At 34.6% G+C, this 18659-nt stretch carries 22 protein-coding genes and 1 pseudogene; 21 read left to right on the top strand and 2 right to left on the bottom strand.

Annotation, left to right across the window (positions count from 1 at the left end; translation table 11 throughout):
* The first annotated feature begins 27 nt into the window (after positions 1–27).
* The 12 genes and pseudogenes from RUH95_RS05430 to recO all read left to right on the top strand — a co-directional run bounded on the left by RUH95_RS05430 (position 28) and on the right by recO (position 9941).
* Complete coding sequence (locus tag RUH95_RS05430; RefSeq protein ID WP_313891815.1) at positions 28–915, top strand: GNAT family N-acetyltransferase; 888 nt, start codon at positions 28–30, stop codon at positions 913–915.
* Positions 905–1678, top strand: a complete 774-nt coding sequence (locus RUH95_RS05435) for a Cof-type HAD-IIB family hydrolase (protein WP_313891816.1) — start codon at positions 905–907, stop codon at positions 1676–1678. The genes RUH95_RS05430 and RUH95_RS05435 overlap by 11 nt, the downstream gene beginning before the upstream one ends.
* Positions 1679–1936: 258 nt before the next feature.
* Positions 1937–2374: a GNAT family N-acetyltransferase gene (locus RUH95_RS05440; RefSeq protein WP_313891817.1), complete on the top strand. Its 438-nt coding sequence runs from the start codon at positions 1937–1939 to the stop codon at positions 2372–2374.
* Positions 2375–2427: 53 nt separating this feature from the next.
* Positions 2428–3234: an aminoglycoside adenylyltransferase domain-containing protein gene (locus RUH95_RS05445; protein WP_313891818.1), complete on the top strand. Its 807-nt coding sequence runs from the start codon at positions 2428–2430 to the stop codon at positions 3232–3234.
* Between the two features lie 39 nt (positions 3235–3273).
* A pseudogene (locus RUH95_RS05450) lies at positions 3274–3874 on the top strand (DUF2441 domain-containing protein).
* 108 nt (positions 3875–3982) lie between these two features.
* Positions 3983–4432: an NUDIX hydrolase gene (locus tag RUH95_RS05455; RefSeq protein ID WP_313891819.1), complete on the top strand. Its 450-nt coding sequence runs from the start codon at positions 3983–3985 to the stop codon at positions 4430–4432.
* A 385-nt stretch (positions 4433–4817) separates the two neighbouring features.
* Complete coding sequence (locus RUH95_RS05460; protein ID WP_313891820.1) at positions 4818–6929, top strand: HD family phosphohydrolase; 2112 nt, start codon at positions 4818–4820, stop codon at positions 6927–6929.
* 20 nt (positions 6930–6949) lie between these two features.
* Positions 6950–7435, top strand: coding sequence for an rRNA maturation RNase YbeY (gene ybeY, locus RUH95_RS05465; protein ID WP_313891821.1), 486 nt, complete (start codon positions 6950–6952; stop codon positions 7433–7435).
* The gene (locus tag RUH95_RS05470) at positions 7422–7787 is read left to right on the top strand and encodes a diacylglycerol kinase family protein (protein WP_313891822.1); all 366 of its coding nucleotides are present in this window, start codon (positions 7422–7424) and stop codon (positions 7785–7787) included. Before ybeY ends, RUH95_RS05470 begins: the two co-directional genes overlap by 14 nt.
* Before the next feature lie 11 nt (positions 7788–7798).
* Positions 7799–8209, top strand: a complete 411-nt coding sequence (locus RUH95_RS05475) for a cytidine deaminase (RefSeq protein WP_313891823.1) — start codon at positions 7799–7801, stop codon at positions 8207–8209.
* Positions 8193–9113 (top strand): GTPase Era, encoded by a 921-nt coding sequence (era, locus tag RUH95_RS05480; RefSeq protein ID WP_313891824.1) that lies wholly within the window; start codon positions 8193–8195, stop codon positions 9111–9113. The genes RUH95_RS05475 and era overlap by 17 nt, the downstream gene beginning before the upstream one ends.
* A 45-nt stretch (positions 9114–9158) precedes the next feature.
* Positions 9159–9941 carry a DNA repair protein RecO gene (recO, locus tag RUH95_RS05485; protein ID WP_313891825.1) on the top strand — a complete coding sequence of 261 codons (783 nt, stop codon included), beginning with the start codon at positions 9159–9161 and terminating at the stop codon, positions 9939–9941.
* 157 nt (positions 9942–10098) lie between these two features.
* On the opposite strand, the gene RUH95_RS05490 is transcribed toward recO, so the two are convergent.
* The gene (locus RUH95_RS05490) at positions 10099–11481 is read right to left on the bottom strand and encodes a glycine--tRNA ligase (RefSeq protein WP_313891826.1); all 1383 of its coding nucleotides are present in this window, start codon (positions 11479–11481) and stop codon (positions 10099–10101) included.
* Positions 11482–11947: 466 nt separating this feature from the next.
* On the opposite strand from RUH95_RS05490, the gene RUH95_RS05495 reads away from it, so the two are divergent.
* The 9 genes from RUH95_RS05495 (at position 11948) to RUH95_RS05535 (ending at position 17829) form a co-directional block, all read left to right on the top strand.
* Entirely contained in the window at positions 11948–12178 is a 231-nt protein-coding gene (locus RUH95_RS05495; RefSeq protein WP_313891866.1) for a cysteine hydrolase family protein, read from the top strand.
* Positions 12179–12507: 329 nt separating this feature from the next.
* A complete protein-coding gene (locus RUH95_RS05500) occupies positions 12508–13035 on the top strand; it encodes a dihydrofolate reductase family protein (protein WP_313891827.1) in 528 nt (175 codons plus the stop codon).
* 68 nt (positions 13036–13103) lie between these two features.
* The gene (locus RUH95_RS05505; RefSeq protein WP_313891828.1) at positions 13104–13907 is read left to right on the top strand and encodes an alpha/beta fold hydrolase; all 804 of its coding nucleotides are present in this window, start codon (positions 13104–13106) and stop codon (positions 13905–13907) included.
* Between the two features lie 228 nt (positions 13908–14135).
* Complete coding sequence (locus RUH95_RS05510) at positions 14136–14975, top strand: alpha/beta fold hydrolase (RefSeq protein WP_313891829.1); 840 nt, start codon at positions 14136–14138, stop codon at positions 14973–14975.
* A gap of 72 nt (positions 14976–15047) precedes the next feature.
* Positions 15048–15329 (top strand): hypothetical protein, encoded by a 282-nt coding sequence (locus RUH95_RS05515; RefSeq protein WP_313891830.1) that lies wholly within the window; start codon positions 15048–15050, stop codon positions 15327–15329.
* Positions 15326–15844 (top strand): hypothetical protein, encoded by a 519-nt coding sequence (locus RUH95_RS05520; RefSeq protein ID WP_313891831.1) that lies wholly within the window; start codon positions 15326–15328, stop codon positions 15842–15844. The genes RUH95_RS05515 and RUH95_RS05520 overlap by 4 nt, the downstream gene beginning before the upstream one ends.
* A 185-nt stretch (positions 15845–16029) precedes the next feature.
* Entirely contained in the window at positions 16030–17016 is a 987-nt protein-coding gene (locus tag RUH95_RS05525; RefSeq protein ID WP_313891832.1) for a phosphotransferase enzyme family protein, read from the top strand.
* 394 nt (positions 17017–17410) lie between these two features.
* Positions 17411–17644 (top strand): hypothetical protein, encoded by a 234-nt coding sequence (locus RUH95_RS05530; RefSeq protein WP_313891833.1) that lies wholly within the window; start codon positions 17411–17413, stop codon positions 17642–17644.
* A 14-nt stretch (positions 17645–17658) separates the two neighbouring features.
* A complete protein-coding gene (locus tag RUH95_RS05535; protein ID WP_313891867.1) occupies positions 17659–17829 on the top strand; it encodes a DinB family protein in 171 nt (56 codons plus the stop codon).
* A gap of 172 nt (positions 17830–18001) precedes the next feature.
* Here RUH95_RS05535 and RUH95_RS05540 read toward each other — a convergent pair whose 3' ends face one another.
* On the bottom strand, positions 18002–18586 hold the full coding sequence (locus RUH95_RS05540; protein WP_313891834.1) for a hypothetical protein: 585 nt from the start codon (positions 18584–18586) through the stop codon (positions 18002–18004).
* Between the last annotated feature and the right edge of the window lie 73 nt (positions 18587–18659).

Genomic DNA, 18659 nt, shown 5'->3' on the forward strand with positions numbered 1-18659 from the left:
AAAAATAGAGAGGTGAGGTGACATTATATGAATGAAACAATAGAAAAAGCAAAAAATCTTGAGGAATTATCTCGATTTTTATCTAAAATAAACAAACACAAGAAATCACATATTGGCTACTGTGGCGAAAAGGTAGAGGAAATTTACGAGACATTAAAAGAGGACTTTGTCAGTAATGATGGCGATATCAAATTTTTCGTCGCAAGAAGTAATACGGGGGAAATCATTGCAGCCATTGGTTTGGACATAGATGAGTCAAGTGCAGAAGTATGGGGGCCGTTTAATCAAAATGCTTCTGTCGCGCTGCAGCATCAATTATGGGAACTGTTAGCAAATGAAAATCAAACTGTTCAAACCTTTGAGTTTTTTATTAATAAAGAAAATCTAGAACAACAAGCATTTATGAATGAACTACGGGCAAAAGTTACGGGTGAACATCTTATATTAGAAATTAAAGAAGAAGATTTCAATCGAGTGAGTGAGATAAAAAGTACACCGTTTATACAAAGTGATTTTCAAGCATTTGAAAAATTACATAACGAAATTTTCCCCAGCACTTACTACGATGCAAAAACAATAGCAGAGAGACTTAGCGATGAAAATATGCTGAGAGTGTTTAAAACCGAATCTAATGAGTTGCAAGGCTATGCCTACTTTGAAGTTGATATTGGTATGGCAGAGGCTTCACTGGAGTATATAGGTATTTCCAAAAACGTACAAAATCAAGGTTTAGGCACGATGTTGTTAAAAGAAGTGCTGACAAAAATGTTTTCATATCCACAAATTAACGAAATTAAACTATGCGTAGATAATACGAACAGTCAAGCGAATCACGTTTATATTAAAGCTGAGTTTAAGCCGAAAGATATATTAATAAGTTATCTTCTTAATAAGGAGGATATCGATGACTTATAAAATTGTGTTTTTCGATGTTGATGGAACAATTACAGATTACAGGGATGGAACTATTTCAAACAGCACTAAAAAAGCTATGAGAGCATTAAAAAACAAAGGAATAAAGGTAGTTGCCGCAACTGGAAGACCTTTATCCATGTGTGAGGAAATAGAGAAAATAGGAATTGATACTTTCATCACAGCAAATGGAGCATATGTAAAACAAAATGGAAAAGTGATTCATAAAATTACAATGGATAAAGAGATCGTTCAACAAGTGGTCGAATTTGCAAACATACAAAATCACGCTCTTTCCTACTATACCGAGGAATTTAGCATGAACGGAGTACAAGAACCGAGAATAATAAAAGCATTGAATGAAACCTTGTCTCTAAATGATTATCCTATGATTAATTCTTCCATTCATGAAGAAGAAGTTTATTTGATGTGCTTATTCGCAAACGATGACTCTGTTCAGAAATATATCACTAAATTTCCGCATCTTACATTTAAAAGGTGGCATCCTTATGTGTTAAATGTCTTGCAACATGACGTCTCTAAGTCAATTGCAATCCTTAAAGTATTAGACTACTTTGGAATTGATAAAAAAGAAGCGATAGCTTTTGGCGATGGGGAAAATGATATAGACATGTTGGAGTTAGTAGGACTAGGAATAGCCATGGAGAATGGAAATGAAAATTTAAAAAACATAGCTGATTTCGTTACTAAAAAATCTAGTGAAGCCGGAATTGAATATGCATTAAAGAGCTTTGGGATTATTTAATCGGATTTACTACAAGGGAGTTGATATGCTTGTTAATCTTTGCAGAAATTTTACGTGCAATTTCTTTAGGAATATTAGTTATTAGTACCGCTTTTTATTCTCGGCATCTAGCAAAAACTAAGAAGCAAAGAGGACTATCACCTTTTGAATCTACAATGTACATAATTATTCAAATTGCATATCTATTATTTGCAATCAGCTTATTGATTTCTATATTTGTTGATTGATATTGGAAAAATGAAAGGACTGACTCTATTAATGGATATTAGAAAACCTAATGATTCAGAATTGGAAAAGGTTATTTTACTTTCTCCACAAGCCTTATTTGATGGCACATTGGGTGAGGTAATGCCTACAAATAAAAAAATTAAACGCCTAGTTGAACCACTATTGGAAAAAGGAAGCTATTATTTAATAGCGACAGAGAACGATGAATTAATGGGCTGGATCTTTCTAGGGGCAAGTAAAGACCAATTTACTGATAAGGTAAATGGGTTTATTTATGAACTTTTTGTTATAGAACAATTTAGAGGAAATGGAGTTTCCAAGCAGTTAATGCGAACTGCGATTGATCATCTAAGACAGGATGGTTACTCTGAAGTACGCCTTAGTGCATTTGCAGGGAATCAAGTCATTAAACTTTATGAAAAAATGGGCTTTAACGTAAGAACCGTTACTATGAGTTTGCCATTATAAATAATTGTATGGAATGTTCTAAGTAACGGAAATCAGTGTGGAGGATTATATCTATGACCATTAGTTGGAAAACGTGTTCTACAGAAATAAAGGATTTTGTAACAGATCTCTTATATAAAACGAAAGAAATAATAAAAGAAGATTTTATTGGTTTTTATATACACGGTTCTTTGGCAATGGGAGGATTTAATCCTAAAAGTAGTGATATAGATGTTTTGGTCTTAACGCATAAAAGAATGACTGTGGAAACCAAAAGAAAATTGGCTGAGTTATTTTTAAATTTCTCCAATGAGCCATTTCCTGTAGAAATCAGTTTCATAAATAAGGAACAATTAAAAAAATGGACGCATCCGTGCCCCTTCGATTTTCATTATAGTGAATTTTGGCGAGGCAGGTACCAAGATGACTTATCAAAAGGGGCATATCAAAATTTAAACGGAAAGTTAAGAAAAGACGCTGATTTAGCTGCACATATCACTCTTGCAAATCATCGAGGAATTTGTATAGAAGGACCTCCAATAGATGAAGTATTTCCAAAGATTCCGCGTTCGCATTATATATCATCCATATTGGGTGACTTCCAAGAATGTTTAGAGAATATTGAAGAAGACCCCATTTATTGCGTATTAAACTTAATAAGGGTGTATTGGTACCTTAAAGAAGGTATTATTTCGTCGAAGCAAGAAGCTGGTAACTGGGGACTATCATCCTTGCCAAAAGAGTTTAGCTTTACTATTCAAAAAGTGATTAATAGTTATGCAGATGAGAAGGAAATCTATAAGTTCGAGAAAAGTGATCTTTTTATGTTAAGAAATTATGTAAATAAAAATGTGCAAGAGCTATTTAACATAACGAACTAATGTATACCATAGTTAATAATCGTGAAGAGGAGTTAGGCTATGAAGGAAAATGAATTGGATGTTTATCACATTGTTACTAGAGAAAAAATGACTATTGGACAGAAAATTAGCTTTGACAAAAAATTAAAAAAACACCTTGTATAGCTTCTTTTTTGAAAAGGAACAATTGAATTCTAAAGGCGAAGATTTTATTCAAATATTATACAGTCATTATACAAATGAAGGATTGAACCTGAATAAAGAAAATGCCGAGGTAGCTGTTAAGTATGTAAGTCAAACAATTAGAGCTATTAGAGAAGTTGTAGTAGAAATGGTTAGATTAGATTTATATCCTGAATATCCTTCAAGATTGTCTTGTTTATATGCTGCAAAAAGTTATGAAGACGCGTTGAAATGGAAGGAATTATTTGATTCGTACAATCGAAAAGTTTTGCAGATTGTTAAACTTAGAGTTATTGGAAATTCTTTTGAGGGAGATGGAAAGCTATTACCAAAGGAAGATGGGCTTCCTTTCACTCAAAAGATTGAACAAGCAAGAGAATATTGGAAGGGCAATGTGAAAAATGAGCTTCCTGAACTTTTGATTAATGGAAAAATTGAAGTGATAGAAATAATTAATGATTTCTCAGTTTGTAATTAACTTTAGTAACGGCGTAATTGAATAATAGAATGCTGCAATAAATAGAGATAAGAATGTCTTTACGCAGAGAATTACAAGGGAACTTTGTATGAAGAGGTGAAAGTGACTATGTTAAAAGCAATAATTGATTTGCCTGATGATAAAAAAATTGCAGGTGTTCATTGTATTCCAATAACGAAAAATGGAGCAATTGTTATGGCGTGGGATAAAGAAGAACAACTTTTAACGACTATCAGCGGAAGAATTGAAGAGAGCGAAAGTATTGTTGAGGCACTGGAACGTGAAGCTATGGAAGAAGTGGGTATGACTCTTCATTCTAAGAGGATTCCATTTGCATCCTGGTATTGGGATGCAACCGATACTTATACAGTGTGGTTTTTAGTAAAGGCAGAAAAATTTCTACCTTATACATTCGATTTTGAAAAATCGGGGTATGTAATCACCAATTTTGAAACTGCTAAACAAATTATCTTAAAAGTAGAATCAGAAAATGTGGTAAGGTTGCAGATTTTAGATATTGCAAAAGAGAGGGCAATACAATTGAAATGGTTAATATAAAATGGATTCCATGTTCAAACTACTGAGTTGCTTAACTTGAAGATCATTGAGTCTTCTTAGTTGTTGGAATTAGAAAAATTGAAACCCTATGTACCTTGCTATATTTTTTTACATAAGGTACCGAGTTAGATTAACTGTAGATATAAAGAGTCTGTAATATACTTCCTTGAAATTAAAGGATGATCTGATAAAAAAACTAACTTGCCTCATCTTCCCTTTAGTTTAGTAGGGGAAGATTTTTATTTTTCAATTGGGATTTTTGTTTAATATGGCCATTCCTAATCTCTCAATTATTCATTATTTCTATTAGATTATGGAATTATTTTTAAATCATTCTAAAAGTAAGGTATAATAAAAATACCAGTTGTAAGGGGATGATTTTCGTATGAAGACGTTTTTGATGAAATGGAAAGAATGGGTAAATTATAAGTATCTACCATTAATTATAATTCTTGTTACAACAGTCAGTATGTTTTTTTTATTAATTGGAAACGTGAAAGAAAATAAATACGACATTGAAATGTTCCAGCTTTCTCCAGATTCGATTCATTCTGTTAAAACGATAGAAGATACGCAAAAAACAGAAGAAGAACGAAAACGAGTGGTAGCAGAAGTACTTCCAGTGTACCAATTTCAAGAAGAAACGGCCGACAATCAAGTAGCGATTATAAGCTCGATTTTTGATAATGTGCTTGAGGTGAAAGCGAATACGAAAAATGATCCAGAAAACCCTGAAGCAAATGCGCAGCTTACAAAATTACAAGATGAGATGGAAATATTAGCTGAAAATGCGAAATATGTTCAGTTGAATGATGATGCATTAAAAGTGCTTTTAAAACAAACTCCTCTTGTGCTTAGTCAAACAAAACAAAAGTTTTCCAATTTAGTAGAACAGACATTAAATGATCCGATACGTTTGGAAAATGTAGCTGAAAAGAAAAAGGAAATGGAACAAAAAGTGCATGATTCTTTTAATTATTCAAAAGAATATATGAATGTGCTAGGCGCGATTGCTCGCTTTAGTATTGTGGAAACCGAAATAGAGAACGAGGAATTGACACAATTACGCATCAATCAAGCGAAGGCAAGTGTGGAGCCAACGAAAATTTTACAAGGGCAAATTCTTGTACAAAAAGGACAAATCATCGACCGAGAAGTTTACAGACAATTAGAATTGGTTGGCATGTTAACGGACAAGTCTTCATTTAGGCCGCTCTTTGGTATCGCATTATTTGTACTTCTTACAATGTGGGTTTTATATGAACAAACGATTAATCGAAAAGCTAAAACAGTAGAGAATGCTAAATCATTAATTGTTGTTTCATTCAGCTTGCTAATTTCTGTATTAATAATGAAAGTTGTACAATCTGTATCGTATAATTTTGATTTTATGATTGCTTTTTTATTTCCAACGGCAATGGTTTCGATGCTGGTATTCCTTTTAGTCAATGAACGAGCTGCATTTATTACAACAATCGTTGTTGCTGCTTATTCAGGATTAGTTTTTCAAGAAGGCTATACAAATTTGTTTCAAATGGACGTGTCTTTATACATACTATTTGGAGGGATAGCTGGAATTTTTGCATTACAACGAATGAGTAATAATTCTCAAATATTGCGTTCTAGCTTGATCGTTTCAAGTGTAAATATTTTATTTGTTATATTTTATTTATTAATGACGAAAACGACCTATGGGGCAGCCGATATATTATTTTATATAGGAGCAGCAGTAGTGTCTGGGGTTTTGTCTGGGGCATTAACGATTGGGGTATTACCGTTTTTTGAATCCGCATTTGGCGTTTTGTCTACGATGAAGTTAATCGAGCTATCCAGTCCGAATCATCCTTTGTTGAAAAAGATATTAACGGAAACTCCTGGAACGTATCATCACAGTGTAATGGTTGCGAATTTGGCGGATGCGGCTTGTGAAGCAATCGGGGCAAATGGTTTGCTTGCTAGAGTTTGTTGTTATTATCATGATATTGGGAAGACGAAACGTCCAGGTTTTTTCATTGAAAATCAAATGAATGGCTATAATCCGCATGATAATTTGCCACCGGAGGCAAGTCGCGATATTATTATTGCTCATGCTGTTGATGGCGCGAATATTTTACGTAAATATAAAATGCCAAAAGAAATTGTCGATGTTGCTGAACAGCATCATGGAACAAGCTTGTTGAAGTTCTTTTATTACAAAGCGAAGGAACAGAATGACAAAGTAAAAGAAGATGATTTCAGATATGCTGGGCCGAAACCACAATCGAAAGAGACTGCTATTATTTCTGTTGCGGATAGCGTAGAAGCGGCAGTGCGATCGATGAAAGAGCCGACTGCTGAAAAAATACAAGCGTTAGTCAGATCTATTGTGAAAGATAGACTTCAAGATGGACAATTTGATGAATGTGATTTATCGTTACGTGAAATAAAAAAAATGGAAGAAAGCTTTTGTACAACGCTGAATGGTATTTTCCATTCACGTATTGAGTACCCAAAATAATGAAATAAGGTGGAACAAATATGCTAGAACTGGACTTAATGGACGAGACAAACACACTTTCTAAGGAAACGATCGAGCTTGTTGAGAAAGTATTGCAGTTTGCAGCGGATCAACAATCGATTAAAGATGGCAGTGAAGTAAGCGTAACTTTTGTGACAAACGATGCGATTCAAGAAATTAATCGTACGTATCGTAACAAAGACGTTGCAACAGATGTTATTTCGTTTGCAATGGAGGAGTTAGGCGAAGGTGAAATGAAAATAATTGATGCAGATATTCCTACTTTGTTAGGTGATATTATTATTTCGGTGGAGCGTGCGAAAGAACAAGCGGCCGCTTATGCGCACACATTTGAACGAGAAGTTTGTTTTTTAGCGGTTCACGGATTCTTGCATTTACTTGGTTTTGATCACGGGACAGAAGAAGAAGAAAAAGAAATGTTCGGATTACAAGAAACAATATTACAAGCTTTTGGTTTGCGTCGTGAAGGCCATGGACATTCGTAAATTTTTCAAATCGTTTAAGTATGCGATGAACGGCATCATTCATGCTGTAAAAAGTGAGCAAAATTTTCAATTTCATTTAGTAGCCGGAGTCGTTGTAATTATTGCTGGATTGCTAACGGGACTGTCTAAATGGGAATGGATAATCATTGTCATGTTAATTAGTGGCATGTTCATGATAGAATTAGTAAATGCGTCGATTGAACGAGTCGTGGATTTAGTATCTCCTAATTTTCATCAGCTTGCGCTACAAGCAAAAGATTTAGCAGCAGGAGCATGTTTAGTGCATGCAATTTGCAGTGCTACTATAGGTTTGATCATTTTTGTCCCCAAATGGTGGGGAATCTTATTTTAGAGGTGAACGGGTTGAATAAAGAAAAATTAATGGAATTGTCGAAAGTAGCAAGAGAGAAAGCATATGTTCCGTATTCAAAATTTCCAGTAGGTGCGGCACTTTTAACGACAGATGGAGAAGTAATTCATGGATGTAATATTGAAAATGCATCGTTTGGGCTAACGAATTGTGCAGAGCGTACGGCTATTTTTAAAGCAGTTTCAGAAGGAAAAAAAACTTTTTCAGCAATTGCGGTTGTTGGAGATACAGAAGGGCCTATTTCTCCATGTGGAGCTTGCAGACAAGTGCTAGTGGAGTTTTGTGACCCGAATATGCCAGTTTATTTAACAAATTTAAAAGGAAATGTATTAGAAACAACGGTTTCAGAATTGTTGCCAGGTGCTTTTACAACGGGGGATTTAGACTATGCTTCAAAACAATAAAGGCTATAAATCAGGATTTATATCGATTATCGGAAGACCAAATGTTGGGAAATCAACATTTTTAAATCGAGTAGTTGGGCAAAAAATTGCTATTATGAGTGATAAACCACAAACGACTCGTAACAAAGTGCAGGGCGTTGTTACGTTAGAAGAAAGCCAAATGATTTTTATCGATACACCAGGAATTCATATTCCAAAACATAAACTTGGTGACTTCATGTTGAAAGTTGCAAAAAATACTTTACGTGAAGTGGACACAATTTTGTTCATGGTAAATGCAACAGAACCAAGAGGGAAAATTGACGAATACATTATGGAAATGCTAGAGAAAAATGAAACACCTGTATTTCTAGTTATCAATAAAATCGATCAAATTCACCCAGATGAGCTGACGAAAATTATTGATTCGTATACAAGTAAATATGACTTTGCTGAAATCGTGCCTATTTCTGCTTTACAAGGAAATAACGTCGATAGACTGCTTGAAACGATTCAAAAGTATTTACCTGAAGGACCGCAATATTACCCAGCAGATCAAGTAACGGATCATCCAGAGCGTTTCATCATTTCTGAATTAATCCGCGAAAAAGTATTACATTTAACGCGAGAAGAGATTCCACATTCAATTGCAGTAGTAATCGATAAAATTAAAAAAGAAGAAGATACAGAAAAAGATATGATCCGAGTAATGGCAACAATCGTTGTAGAACGTGATTCTCAAAAAGGGATTGTTATTGGTAAAAAAGGCGCTTTGTTGAAAGAAGTTGGAACAAGAGCTCGCCAAGATATCGAAATGCTACTTGGATCGAAAGTATACCTAGAGTTATGGGTAAAAGTTCAAAAAGATTGGCGTAATAAAGCTACACATTTGCGTGATTACGGATTTAGAGACGACGAATATTAAGAAAAGCGCCTGAAGTCTAGACGGTTAAGAAAGAAGGGAAGACAATTGCTCCAAAAAGTTGAAGGGATTGTCTTGCGATCTTCTTCTTACGGGGAGTCTGACAAAATCGTCACGATTTTTTCAAGAGAACTTGGAAAAAGAGCGGTTATGGCTCGTGGGGCTAAAAAGCCTACAAGCCGTTTAGCAGCCATTTCTCAACCTTTTACGTATGGCTATTTTTTAGTGCAACAAGGTAGAGGAATGGGGACGCTCCAACAAGGGGAAATAATCGATTCGATGCGTTCGATAAGAGAAGATATTTTTACGACGGCTTATGCAAGCTTTATCATGGAGCTTACAGATAAATTAATAGAGGACGAGGCTCCTAAACCTCATCTTTTTGCATTATTGCAACAGGCACTACAAGCGATTTCAGAAGAGTATGACCCGGAAGCAATTAGTTTGTTTGTCGAGTGGAAGCTGTTGCCGACAGCAGGTATTTATCCGGTATTACATCAATGTGCTCATTGCGGTGCTACAGATGGTGAGTTTGCTTTTTCTTTTGTGCAAATCGGTTTTTTATGTCACCGTTGCTTTTCAATTGACCCTTATTTAATACGACTAACTCCTGCTCAAGTAAAGCTGATTCGCACATTTTACTCCGTGCCGATTGAAAAAGTAGGTAAGCTTACGTTGAAAAAAGAGACAAAAGGGTTCATAAAAAAAATTGTTCGAACTATTTACAGTGAACAAGTGGGAGTACGCTTGAAATCGCAAGGTTTTTTAGATCAAATGGATAAAACACCCGAATTTTTTACTCCAAAAAAAGATCCAAATGCAGAAGTGTAATTCTTCTGATTTGGATCTTTTTTTTAGTTGGAAAAATGGAAGGTGTAGTTGGAATTTTAGATTATTTAGTTGGAAAATCATTTGCCACACAATAACTGAACAAAAAAGCGTGTTGTAAGGGACATAGCCACTTACAACACGCTTTTTTAATTTCTGCTTAGAACTGTAAATGACTTTCGATGTATGCTTTTACATCAGCGATTGGCATTCTTGTTTGTTCCATAGAGTCACGATGACGCACAGTAACTTGGCCATCTGTTTCTGAATCAAAGTCGTATGTGATACAGAATGGCGTACCGATTTCATCTTGTCGGCGGTAACGTTTACCGATTGATTGAGACTCATCGTAATCTACCATGAAGTGTTTGCTTAAATCAGTGAATAGAGACGTAGCACCTTCAGATAGTTTTTTCGATAATGGTAAAATCGCTGCTTTTATTGGTGCTAGAGCAGGGTGGAAACGCAATACAGTACGCGTGTCGTCGCCTTCCAATTGTTCTTCTGCAAATGCTTCACAAAGGAATGCAAGTGTAACGCGGTCAGCTCCTAAAGATGGCTCGATAACATATGGTACAAATCTTTCATTCGTAATTGGATCGATATAATTAAAATCTTCAGTAGAATGCTCCATATGTTGTTTTAAGTCAAAGTCAGTTCTGTCTGCAATACCCCAAAGTTCGCCCCATCCGAATGGGAATTTAAACTCGATATCTGTAGTTGCAGTAGAATAATGTGAAAGCTCATCTTCTGAGTGATCACGCAAGCGAATGCTCGTTTCTGCGATACCTAAGTTTAATAACCATTCTTTACAGAAATTACGCCAAAACTCGAACCATTCCATATCTTCACCAGGTTTACAGAAAAATTCTAATTCCATTTGTTCGAATTCTCTTGTTCTGAATGTGAAGTTACCTGGAGTAATTTCGTTACGGAAACTTTTACCTACTTGTGCAATACCAAAAGGCATTTTTTTACGCATTGAGCGCTGCACGTTTTTATAGTTTACGAAAATACCTTGTGCAGTTTCAGGGCGTAAGAAAATTTCATTTGTAGATGACTCTGTAACGCCTTGGAATGTTTTGAACATTAAGTTGAACTGTCTAATGTCTGTGTAATCGAAAGCTCCACAAGAAGGACAAACAACATTATGTTCTTTCATGATTTCTTCCATTTTTTCGAATGAAAGACCGTCAATAACCATTTCAATGCCTTTTTTATCAAGGACATCTTCAATAATTTTATCTACACGATGGCGTCCTTTACATTTTTTACAGTCGATCATTGGGTCGTTGAAGTTTCCGATATGTCCAGAAGCTACCCACGTTTTTGGATTCATTAAAATTGCTGCATCTAATCCTACATTGTATGGAGATTCTTGTACGAATTTTTTCCACCATGCTTTTTTAATATTGTTTTTCAATTCGACACCAAGTGGGCCGTAATCCCATGTATTCGCTAGACCTCCGTAAATTTCAGAGCCTGGGAAAACAAAACCTCTTTGTTTAGCTAGACTAACGACGTTTTCCATTGATATTGTCATGTAAATCCCTCCAGTTAATTTTGTTTGCTTTTGGCTGGACAACAAAAAACTCGTCTCCGGGCCAAATTAGCCCGGGGACGAGTATTATACCCGCGGTTCCACCCCGATTGATTGTCTTAAGACAATCCTCTTTAAAAGCAAAAGCTCCAAGCTGCCGTTTCCTGTGTTGTGGACTTTCACTATCACCACTCGCTACTATTACAGTACTTATAATGCTCTTCATCACTTTAATATTAGTTGTTATTGTACCATGAGGAAGTTTACTTCGCAATAAGCAGGGAATTAAGTATCGATGTCGAATCAATTATTATAAATTATCCCAAAAAATAGGAAGTGGAGATGTGAAAGCACTATTAGTAATTGATGTACAAAATGGCATTGTGGAATTTAAAGATTCCGGAGAGAACTGAACAGTATTGAAAGTATTATTCAAGACTTTAAAGAAAATGGGGAATCTGTAATATTTATAAGAAATTTAGATGATGAAGAAACAAGCCCTTTTAATACAGAATTGCCAAGCTCAGAATTGCATTATTCTTTAAAGAGATATGCAGATATTGTAATTGAAAAGAGGACACTAAGTGCTTTTTTTCAGACAGAACTTCATGAAAAATTAGAGCAACTTGGTGTGGATCATCTTTTTATAACAGGATTTAATACTGAGTTTTGTTGTCAGTTTACTGCAATAGCGTCCTAGGACAGTGGCTATCAAGTCACATTTATTGAAGATGTTACAGGAACTGTTAATGACGAAGCTACATATGAAATGACAGGATTGGATGTAAGAGATTTTGAAGGGACGGCTTGGCATTGGTCTAAAGTAATTGAAGTATTGGATCATGAAGAATATGTAGTAGAGTATAAATCAAGCCAAGATTAAATGTTTTACGAAGTTTAAGTTAAAAAATGTAAAATGAGTTCCGCTAAATTAGAGCGGTAGTTAAATATTATTTTTCTGATATCATGTAATAGAACGTATATTCGTGATATAATTTTATTAATAACACTATGATAGGAGAAATTTAAATGAAAAAACAGCGTAACGTTATTTTATATATTGCAACATCAATTGATGGCTATATTGCAAATAATGATGGCACATTAGAGTGGCTAGAAACAACAGAAGTAGAGGGAGATTCTGGCTACAATTCCCTCGTTGAAAGAATTGACACGGTTGTTATGGGAAAAGGAACATATGATGTCATTCGCGGATTTGATGTAGATTATCCATATAGTGAGTTCAAAAATTATGTATTTTCTAAATCTGCTAGTGGATCAGATAAATATGCCACTTTTATTGATGAAGAGGTTAAGACTTTTATTGAAAATATAAAACAAGAGCCTGGTAAAGATATATGGTTAATTGGTGGTGGAAATTTAGCTCGTGCATTTTTTAAAGAAAATTTAATCGATGAATTCCAACTAGCCATTGCACCGATTGTTTTAGGAAAAGGCATCTCACTTTATGCCGGGGATGATATTACGCAAAACTACACTTTATCGAAGGTAGAAAAATTAGGTCAACTTGTAATGCTACATTATGTGAAAAAATAAACTCATTGAACTAACTGCTGCTTAGTTGAACAAGGAAGTGTGCTAAAAGGGAAAGGGGAAACAAATAGATGTCAATTTACTATAAAGTATTTGGAGAAGGATATCCTATCGTTATGTTGCATGGTTGGACACTTGACCATCAAGTGATGTTACATGCAATGGAACCGTTATTCGAGAAACGAAGCGGTTGGAAGAGAATATACATAGACTTACCAGGGATGGGGCATTCCAAGTCACATCCATCTATTCAGAACTCTGATGATATTTTAGAAGCTATATTACGTCTTTTGGACGAGATTATTCCTGATCAACCGTTTGTTATTTGTGGTAATTCATATGGCGGGTATATTGCCAGAGGTATAGTCCGTTCACGGCAGGACACAGTTCGTGGACTACTGCTGATGGCACCAATGACTATACCTGCATTCGATGAGAGGGAAGTACCACAGCAGACCGTTCTAACAAGAGACAGCAACTTGATATCACATTTGTCTCCAGAGGATGCTGAAGAATTTTGCTCCATGGGAGTAGTGCAAGGTCAAGCTGAATGGGAGAGGTTTCGAAATGAAATTTTACTTCCTTCTAAACAAACAAATAATGAATTCTTAAACCACATTCGTCAAAATGGATATGGCTTTACCTTCGATATTTCAACTAAGCTTGAGTATCCCACGTTAATTATCACAGGGCGTCAAGACAATGTAGTAGGATACCAAGATGCGTGGCGACTAATTGAAGATTACCCAAGGGCAACTTTTGCAGTGCTTGATATAGCTGGTCACAACCTACAAATCGAACAAACCGATGTATTTAATGCATTAGTACATAACTGGTTAAACAGACTTGAGTCGGAAAATTTTCGACTGGTATAACATTTCATGAATTTAAGTTTCCTGTTGCACTTATGTGAATATTTAGTTGAATATGGAGGCGTTTCTACAAATAGTAGAGACGTTTTTGTCATATTATGTAAATAAAAAGGGATTTTCAAGTGTTGTATCGAAATAAGTACTAATCATTACATCTAAAACTAATAGTGATTGTTATACATTTCTTTATAAATAAATTGGCATTCTATTTTTATTTAAGGGGAGAAAAGTATGTGGATTCAAAGATTCATCGAAACAAGAAGAGGCACGTTTGAGCTTTTTGAGAAAGGAGAGGGAGAACCACTGGCAATTACGCATTTATATAGTGAATATGATAAGCGTGGAAATGCATTTGCTAATCCATTCACAGAGTATTATCATGTGTATTTAATTAATGTTCGTGGAGCTGGTAATTCTGTTAATGCACAAAGTGAAAGTGAATATAGTATGGATGAAACTGTCCTAGATTTAGAAGCCATTAGAGAGGCTATAAGAATTGTAAAATGGGCTTTTGCTGGTCATTCTACTGGGGGAATGCTCGCTTTAAAGTATGCTGTATTAAATGAAGTGTCACTAACAAAAATTGTTGTAAGTGGTTCAGCGGCAAGCATTGATTATAGTACAGACCCCAATAGTATTTACTGTCATTTAAATCCGAATTTCAAACGAATCCGTGAAATAATGAATTTATTTAATGACTTAAATTTACCAGTAGAAGAACGACAAAAATTATCAAGAGAATGGTCATTAATGTCCTTTTATAAAGTAGAGAGTTTAGCTAAAGCTTCCGAAAAACCTAATAGCGGCAAAACAGTTGGTGCTAGGCTTGATTACTTTAGAAAAGTTGATTGCCAAAACTTTGATGTAACTGAACAATTAAAACAAGTCACGATTCCGGCATTTGTATCTTCTGGAGTATATGACGCTCAATGCCCATATCGTTTTAGTGTTGAAATTGCACAGTTGATACCCAAAGCGACCTTTACTGCATTTGAGCAGAGTAATCACTATCCATTTTGGGAAGAAGAATTAGCATTTAATGAGTTTGTAAAATTAACTTTAGAGAATTAAAGAATACAATAAACGGTACATAAATTATTTTGTTTTTCAACTAAAGGTAGTATTTTGATTAGGGGTGTATGAATGGTTAGAAGAAGAGGGACGTATCAAATAAAAATTCGTGACAAGCAGCTCATTTGTTTATTTTGTCAACACGATGAATTTGAGCATCGTGAAGTTTATATGGATTTAAAGCCTTTAGAGGAACCGAGAACAGAACAGAACAGAACAGAACAGCTCACATTGCAATCATTTTCCTGCAAGTCATGTGGTGATTTTCGAATGTTTCAAGAAAAGAATCGATTTGATCATACGTTACAAAAACATGTATCTATTGTTGAATATACGGAAGTAACAAAAGAATGAGTGGTATGGATGAATCCCTAAGTCCCCAAAAAAGTCGTATTACGATTTATGATGAGCCTGTTGTTTGTAGTTTTTGTTTACATGATGTGTATATACCCTATGAAGTTTTTGTGAATGTTGAAGAACCAGGTGTAAACGTGCGTCATGTTCGCTATATAGCAATTTGTCAACATTGTGGCCAAGCCAAATATTTTGGAGATCCAAGCCATTTTGATGCTAATAAAGGTGTTTTTATTTGGGCGTTGAATCAGTATTTAATTTCCATTAGAAGTTATAAGATTAAAATTTTATTTTATGTTAGTAAAAAAAATAATGACAAAATAACCGGTTTTACAAATAAACTTATTCAAGATTTTGGTGTAGAGAAAGAGAATATAAATATCAGTAATTTAAAAGGAGTAGCAGAACTTCAAATAAAGATTTCTAGTTTAAATGAAATACAAGAGGTTAGATCTCATATAATGCATTCTGCGAAGAAACTGTATATAACGATTAAGGACCTAACCATTAATTAGCAAAAGAAGGTATTAGTAATTTTATGTAGAATTAGAATACGTCAGGCTATTAATTTGTTATAGCCGAAATTTAAGGAAGGGGTGACATATTGAAAAAGATAGAATTTCAAAATAGCGTGCTAATGAGAGGGATTATCTCTTAACTAAGGCTTAACCTCTCAAAGGTAATGGGAGGAAAATTAAAGATGATGAATTTAGGAAACATGGTAAGAGGATTATCTTCCGATACTGTCGCTCAGAGTCTCATTCAATTCTGGGAATATGACGAGGGAACTTTGGAGGTGTGGCGTGCGAGTTCAAACTTTGTGTATGCTTTTGAACGTAACCAAGTTCGATACTTTTTAAGATTTTGTTTTGATCAGGATAACTCTATTGAACAGATAAAAGCAGAGCTAGAGTTCATGCGATATTTACAATTGAACGAATTTCCATCTGTAACACCAGTCTACTCAATAAGTGGAAAACTAATTGAAACACTAAAGACTCCAGAAGGAACATATATTGCTGTTGTCTTTAGTGCGGCAAGCGGAATCAATTTGGATTCCGATACGATTACTGAAAAACAGATGGAGGAATGGGGAAAATCCCTTGCTTCACTTCATTGTTTGTCTAAGACTTTCGAGCCTGTATCTGAAAGAAGAAAGAGTTGGTTAGACACAGTGCAGTTCATGGAAAATGTATTTCAAAAGCATCCAAGTGAACAAGTAGCCCTTCAAGAGCTACGCAGGGTGACCACTTGGCTTCAATCGATACCTAATGGAAATGATGTGTACGGATTGATACATTATGATTTCGAATTGGATAATATCTTTTTTGAAGAGAATATGAATCATAGTTTCAATATAATCGACTTTGATGATGCAATCTATCACAGGTATGTACTTGATATTGTCACAGCCCTGGATGATTTTATTAACAATGACAATTCCCATTCAAAATTACTGATTCAGTCTTTTTTAAACGGATATCGGTCCATAACTGTACTAGAAAATGATGCAGTGGCTCAGTTTCCGCAGTTTCAAAGATATGCAAACTTATATAAGTTTTCCAAATTGCTAAGGTCTTTGGATTATGACGAAATTAATGAAACTCCACCTTGGTTTGATGCGTTAAAGGTAAAATTAGTTCGTGTTGCAGATGAACTAAGACAGAGCTTTCTAAAACCATGGTAAAAGGGATAACATGAAATTTCCAAGTCACTAGGAATAAAATTGGTTGATTGTTTTATAACGGGTTTCGGAGATAAAGTTTTTTATATAAATAATAAAGTTGCAGGTCCATTTAATTTGATCTGCAACTCTTTTTTACTAAACGGCAGTTTAGTACGAGAAGAACAAAGAAGGCAAACTGAAGAAATCAGTTTGCCCTTTTCTATATGTCTAATTAAATTATATCATTGTTTGTAACGAATCATCAGTCTTTAATTATTCCTTTATATTGGTAGTCTTTAGAAGTAGAGTTGGTGGGAGGTAGAATTATGATTGATTACAGGATAAGACCAAGGGAAGGTTTTAGTGAAAAAATTGAGAACTTGTGTCTATGCTTGAACATTCAAGAGATGTAACATTGAATGAAATTTCGGGTCTTAAGCAGTTGGATTTAGATTATTTATCGAATGATAGTTCAAACTCTATCGGTTCTTTGTTGTTACATATCGCATCCATTGAATTTGTTCATCAAATTATTTCATTTGAAAATAGAGATTTAAATGACCGTGAACTTTTGAAATGGGGAATTGCATTAGAACTTGGAGAAAAAGCAAGAGCAGGAACTAAGGGAGAATCACTTAATTTTATCTGAACGAATTATCTCAAATTAGAGAAAATACATTAACACAGCTAAGTTCTAAGAAAGATAACTGGTTATACCAAGAAAACAAATGGGAAAAAGGTACCCCTTATAACAATTACTATCTTTTGTTTCACGTTATGGAGGACGAAATTAACCATCGTGGGCAGTTAAAACGATTAAGCGATTATTGTTAAATAATAAATGAAACTTATACTTATGAGCAAATGCCTAAATTATCAAACTTACGAGAAGTCCTAGGAGAACAGCTGACGGATATGGGTTACGATATTACTAAAGAAAACGCAGCATAAGCTAGCGTTATTTATGCATTTTCAATCTGAGATATTAACACGAAGCAGAAGGGAGTCAAAAATTTCTCTCAAATAATGAGTTTGGCAAATAACCTAAGTTTTTGACCTCAATAATTAGAAGTTGATTTATTGTCCAGTCATTAAAATCAGCTTTGCTATGTAAAGATGTCAAAGATTCATCTTGTAATAGATTTCTTTTTACACCTTCCAAATTCAAATATTTGGTAAGAATTTTTATCTGCTTATTAATTTCTAAAGTTACTTGTTCAAGTTGCTCAATTTGGAAAATTGTTGATTTAGATATGTCTCTCTCTGCAATTAATATATCTATATGCGCTGACACAGAACTAAGTTTTAATTTTTTTGATAAGTAAGCACGGTGGTTTCCACCATTCCCAACAGTAAATTTACCGTTCGGAAGTAGTATCAACTCATAGATGTATCGAGAGCCAACCTTTCTCATCATACTTTCTTGCAAAATCTGAAGTTTGCTGGAATCTAAAATTTCTTGTCTAGTTAAAGAGAAACCAATGATGTCGTTTGGATTAATAGATCGAGGACCTAATTTTACAAGACGGTAAGGTTCATAAATTTCTATGAGTTCATCAGACATCTTCATTTTATTATTAGAATTAAACAATTGTAATACCTCCATTAATCTTGATACTAATTAATTCAATATGAATGGATAAGAATCCTTTATTTCTAATTCG

The organism is Psychrobacillus sp. (assembly GCF_032154225.1).
Lineage (GTDB): Bacteria > Bacillota > Bacilli > Bacillales_A > Planococcaceae > Psychrobacillus.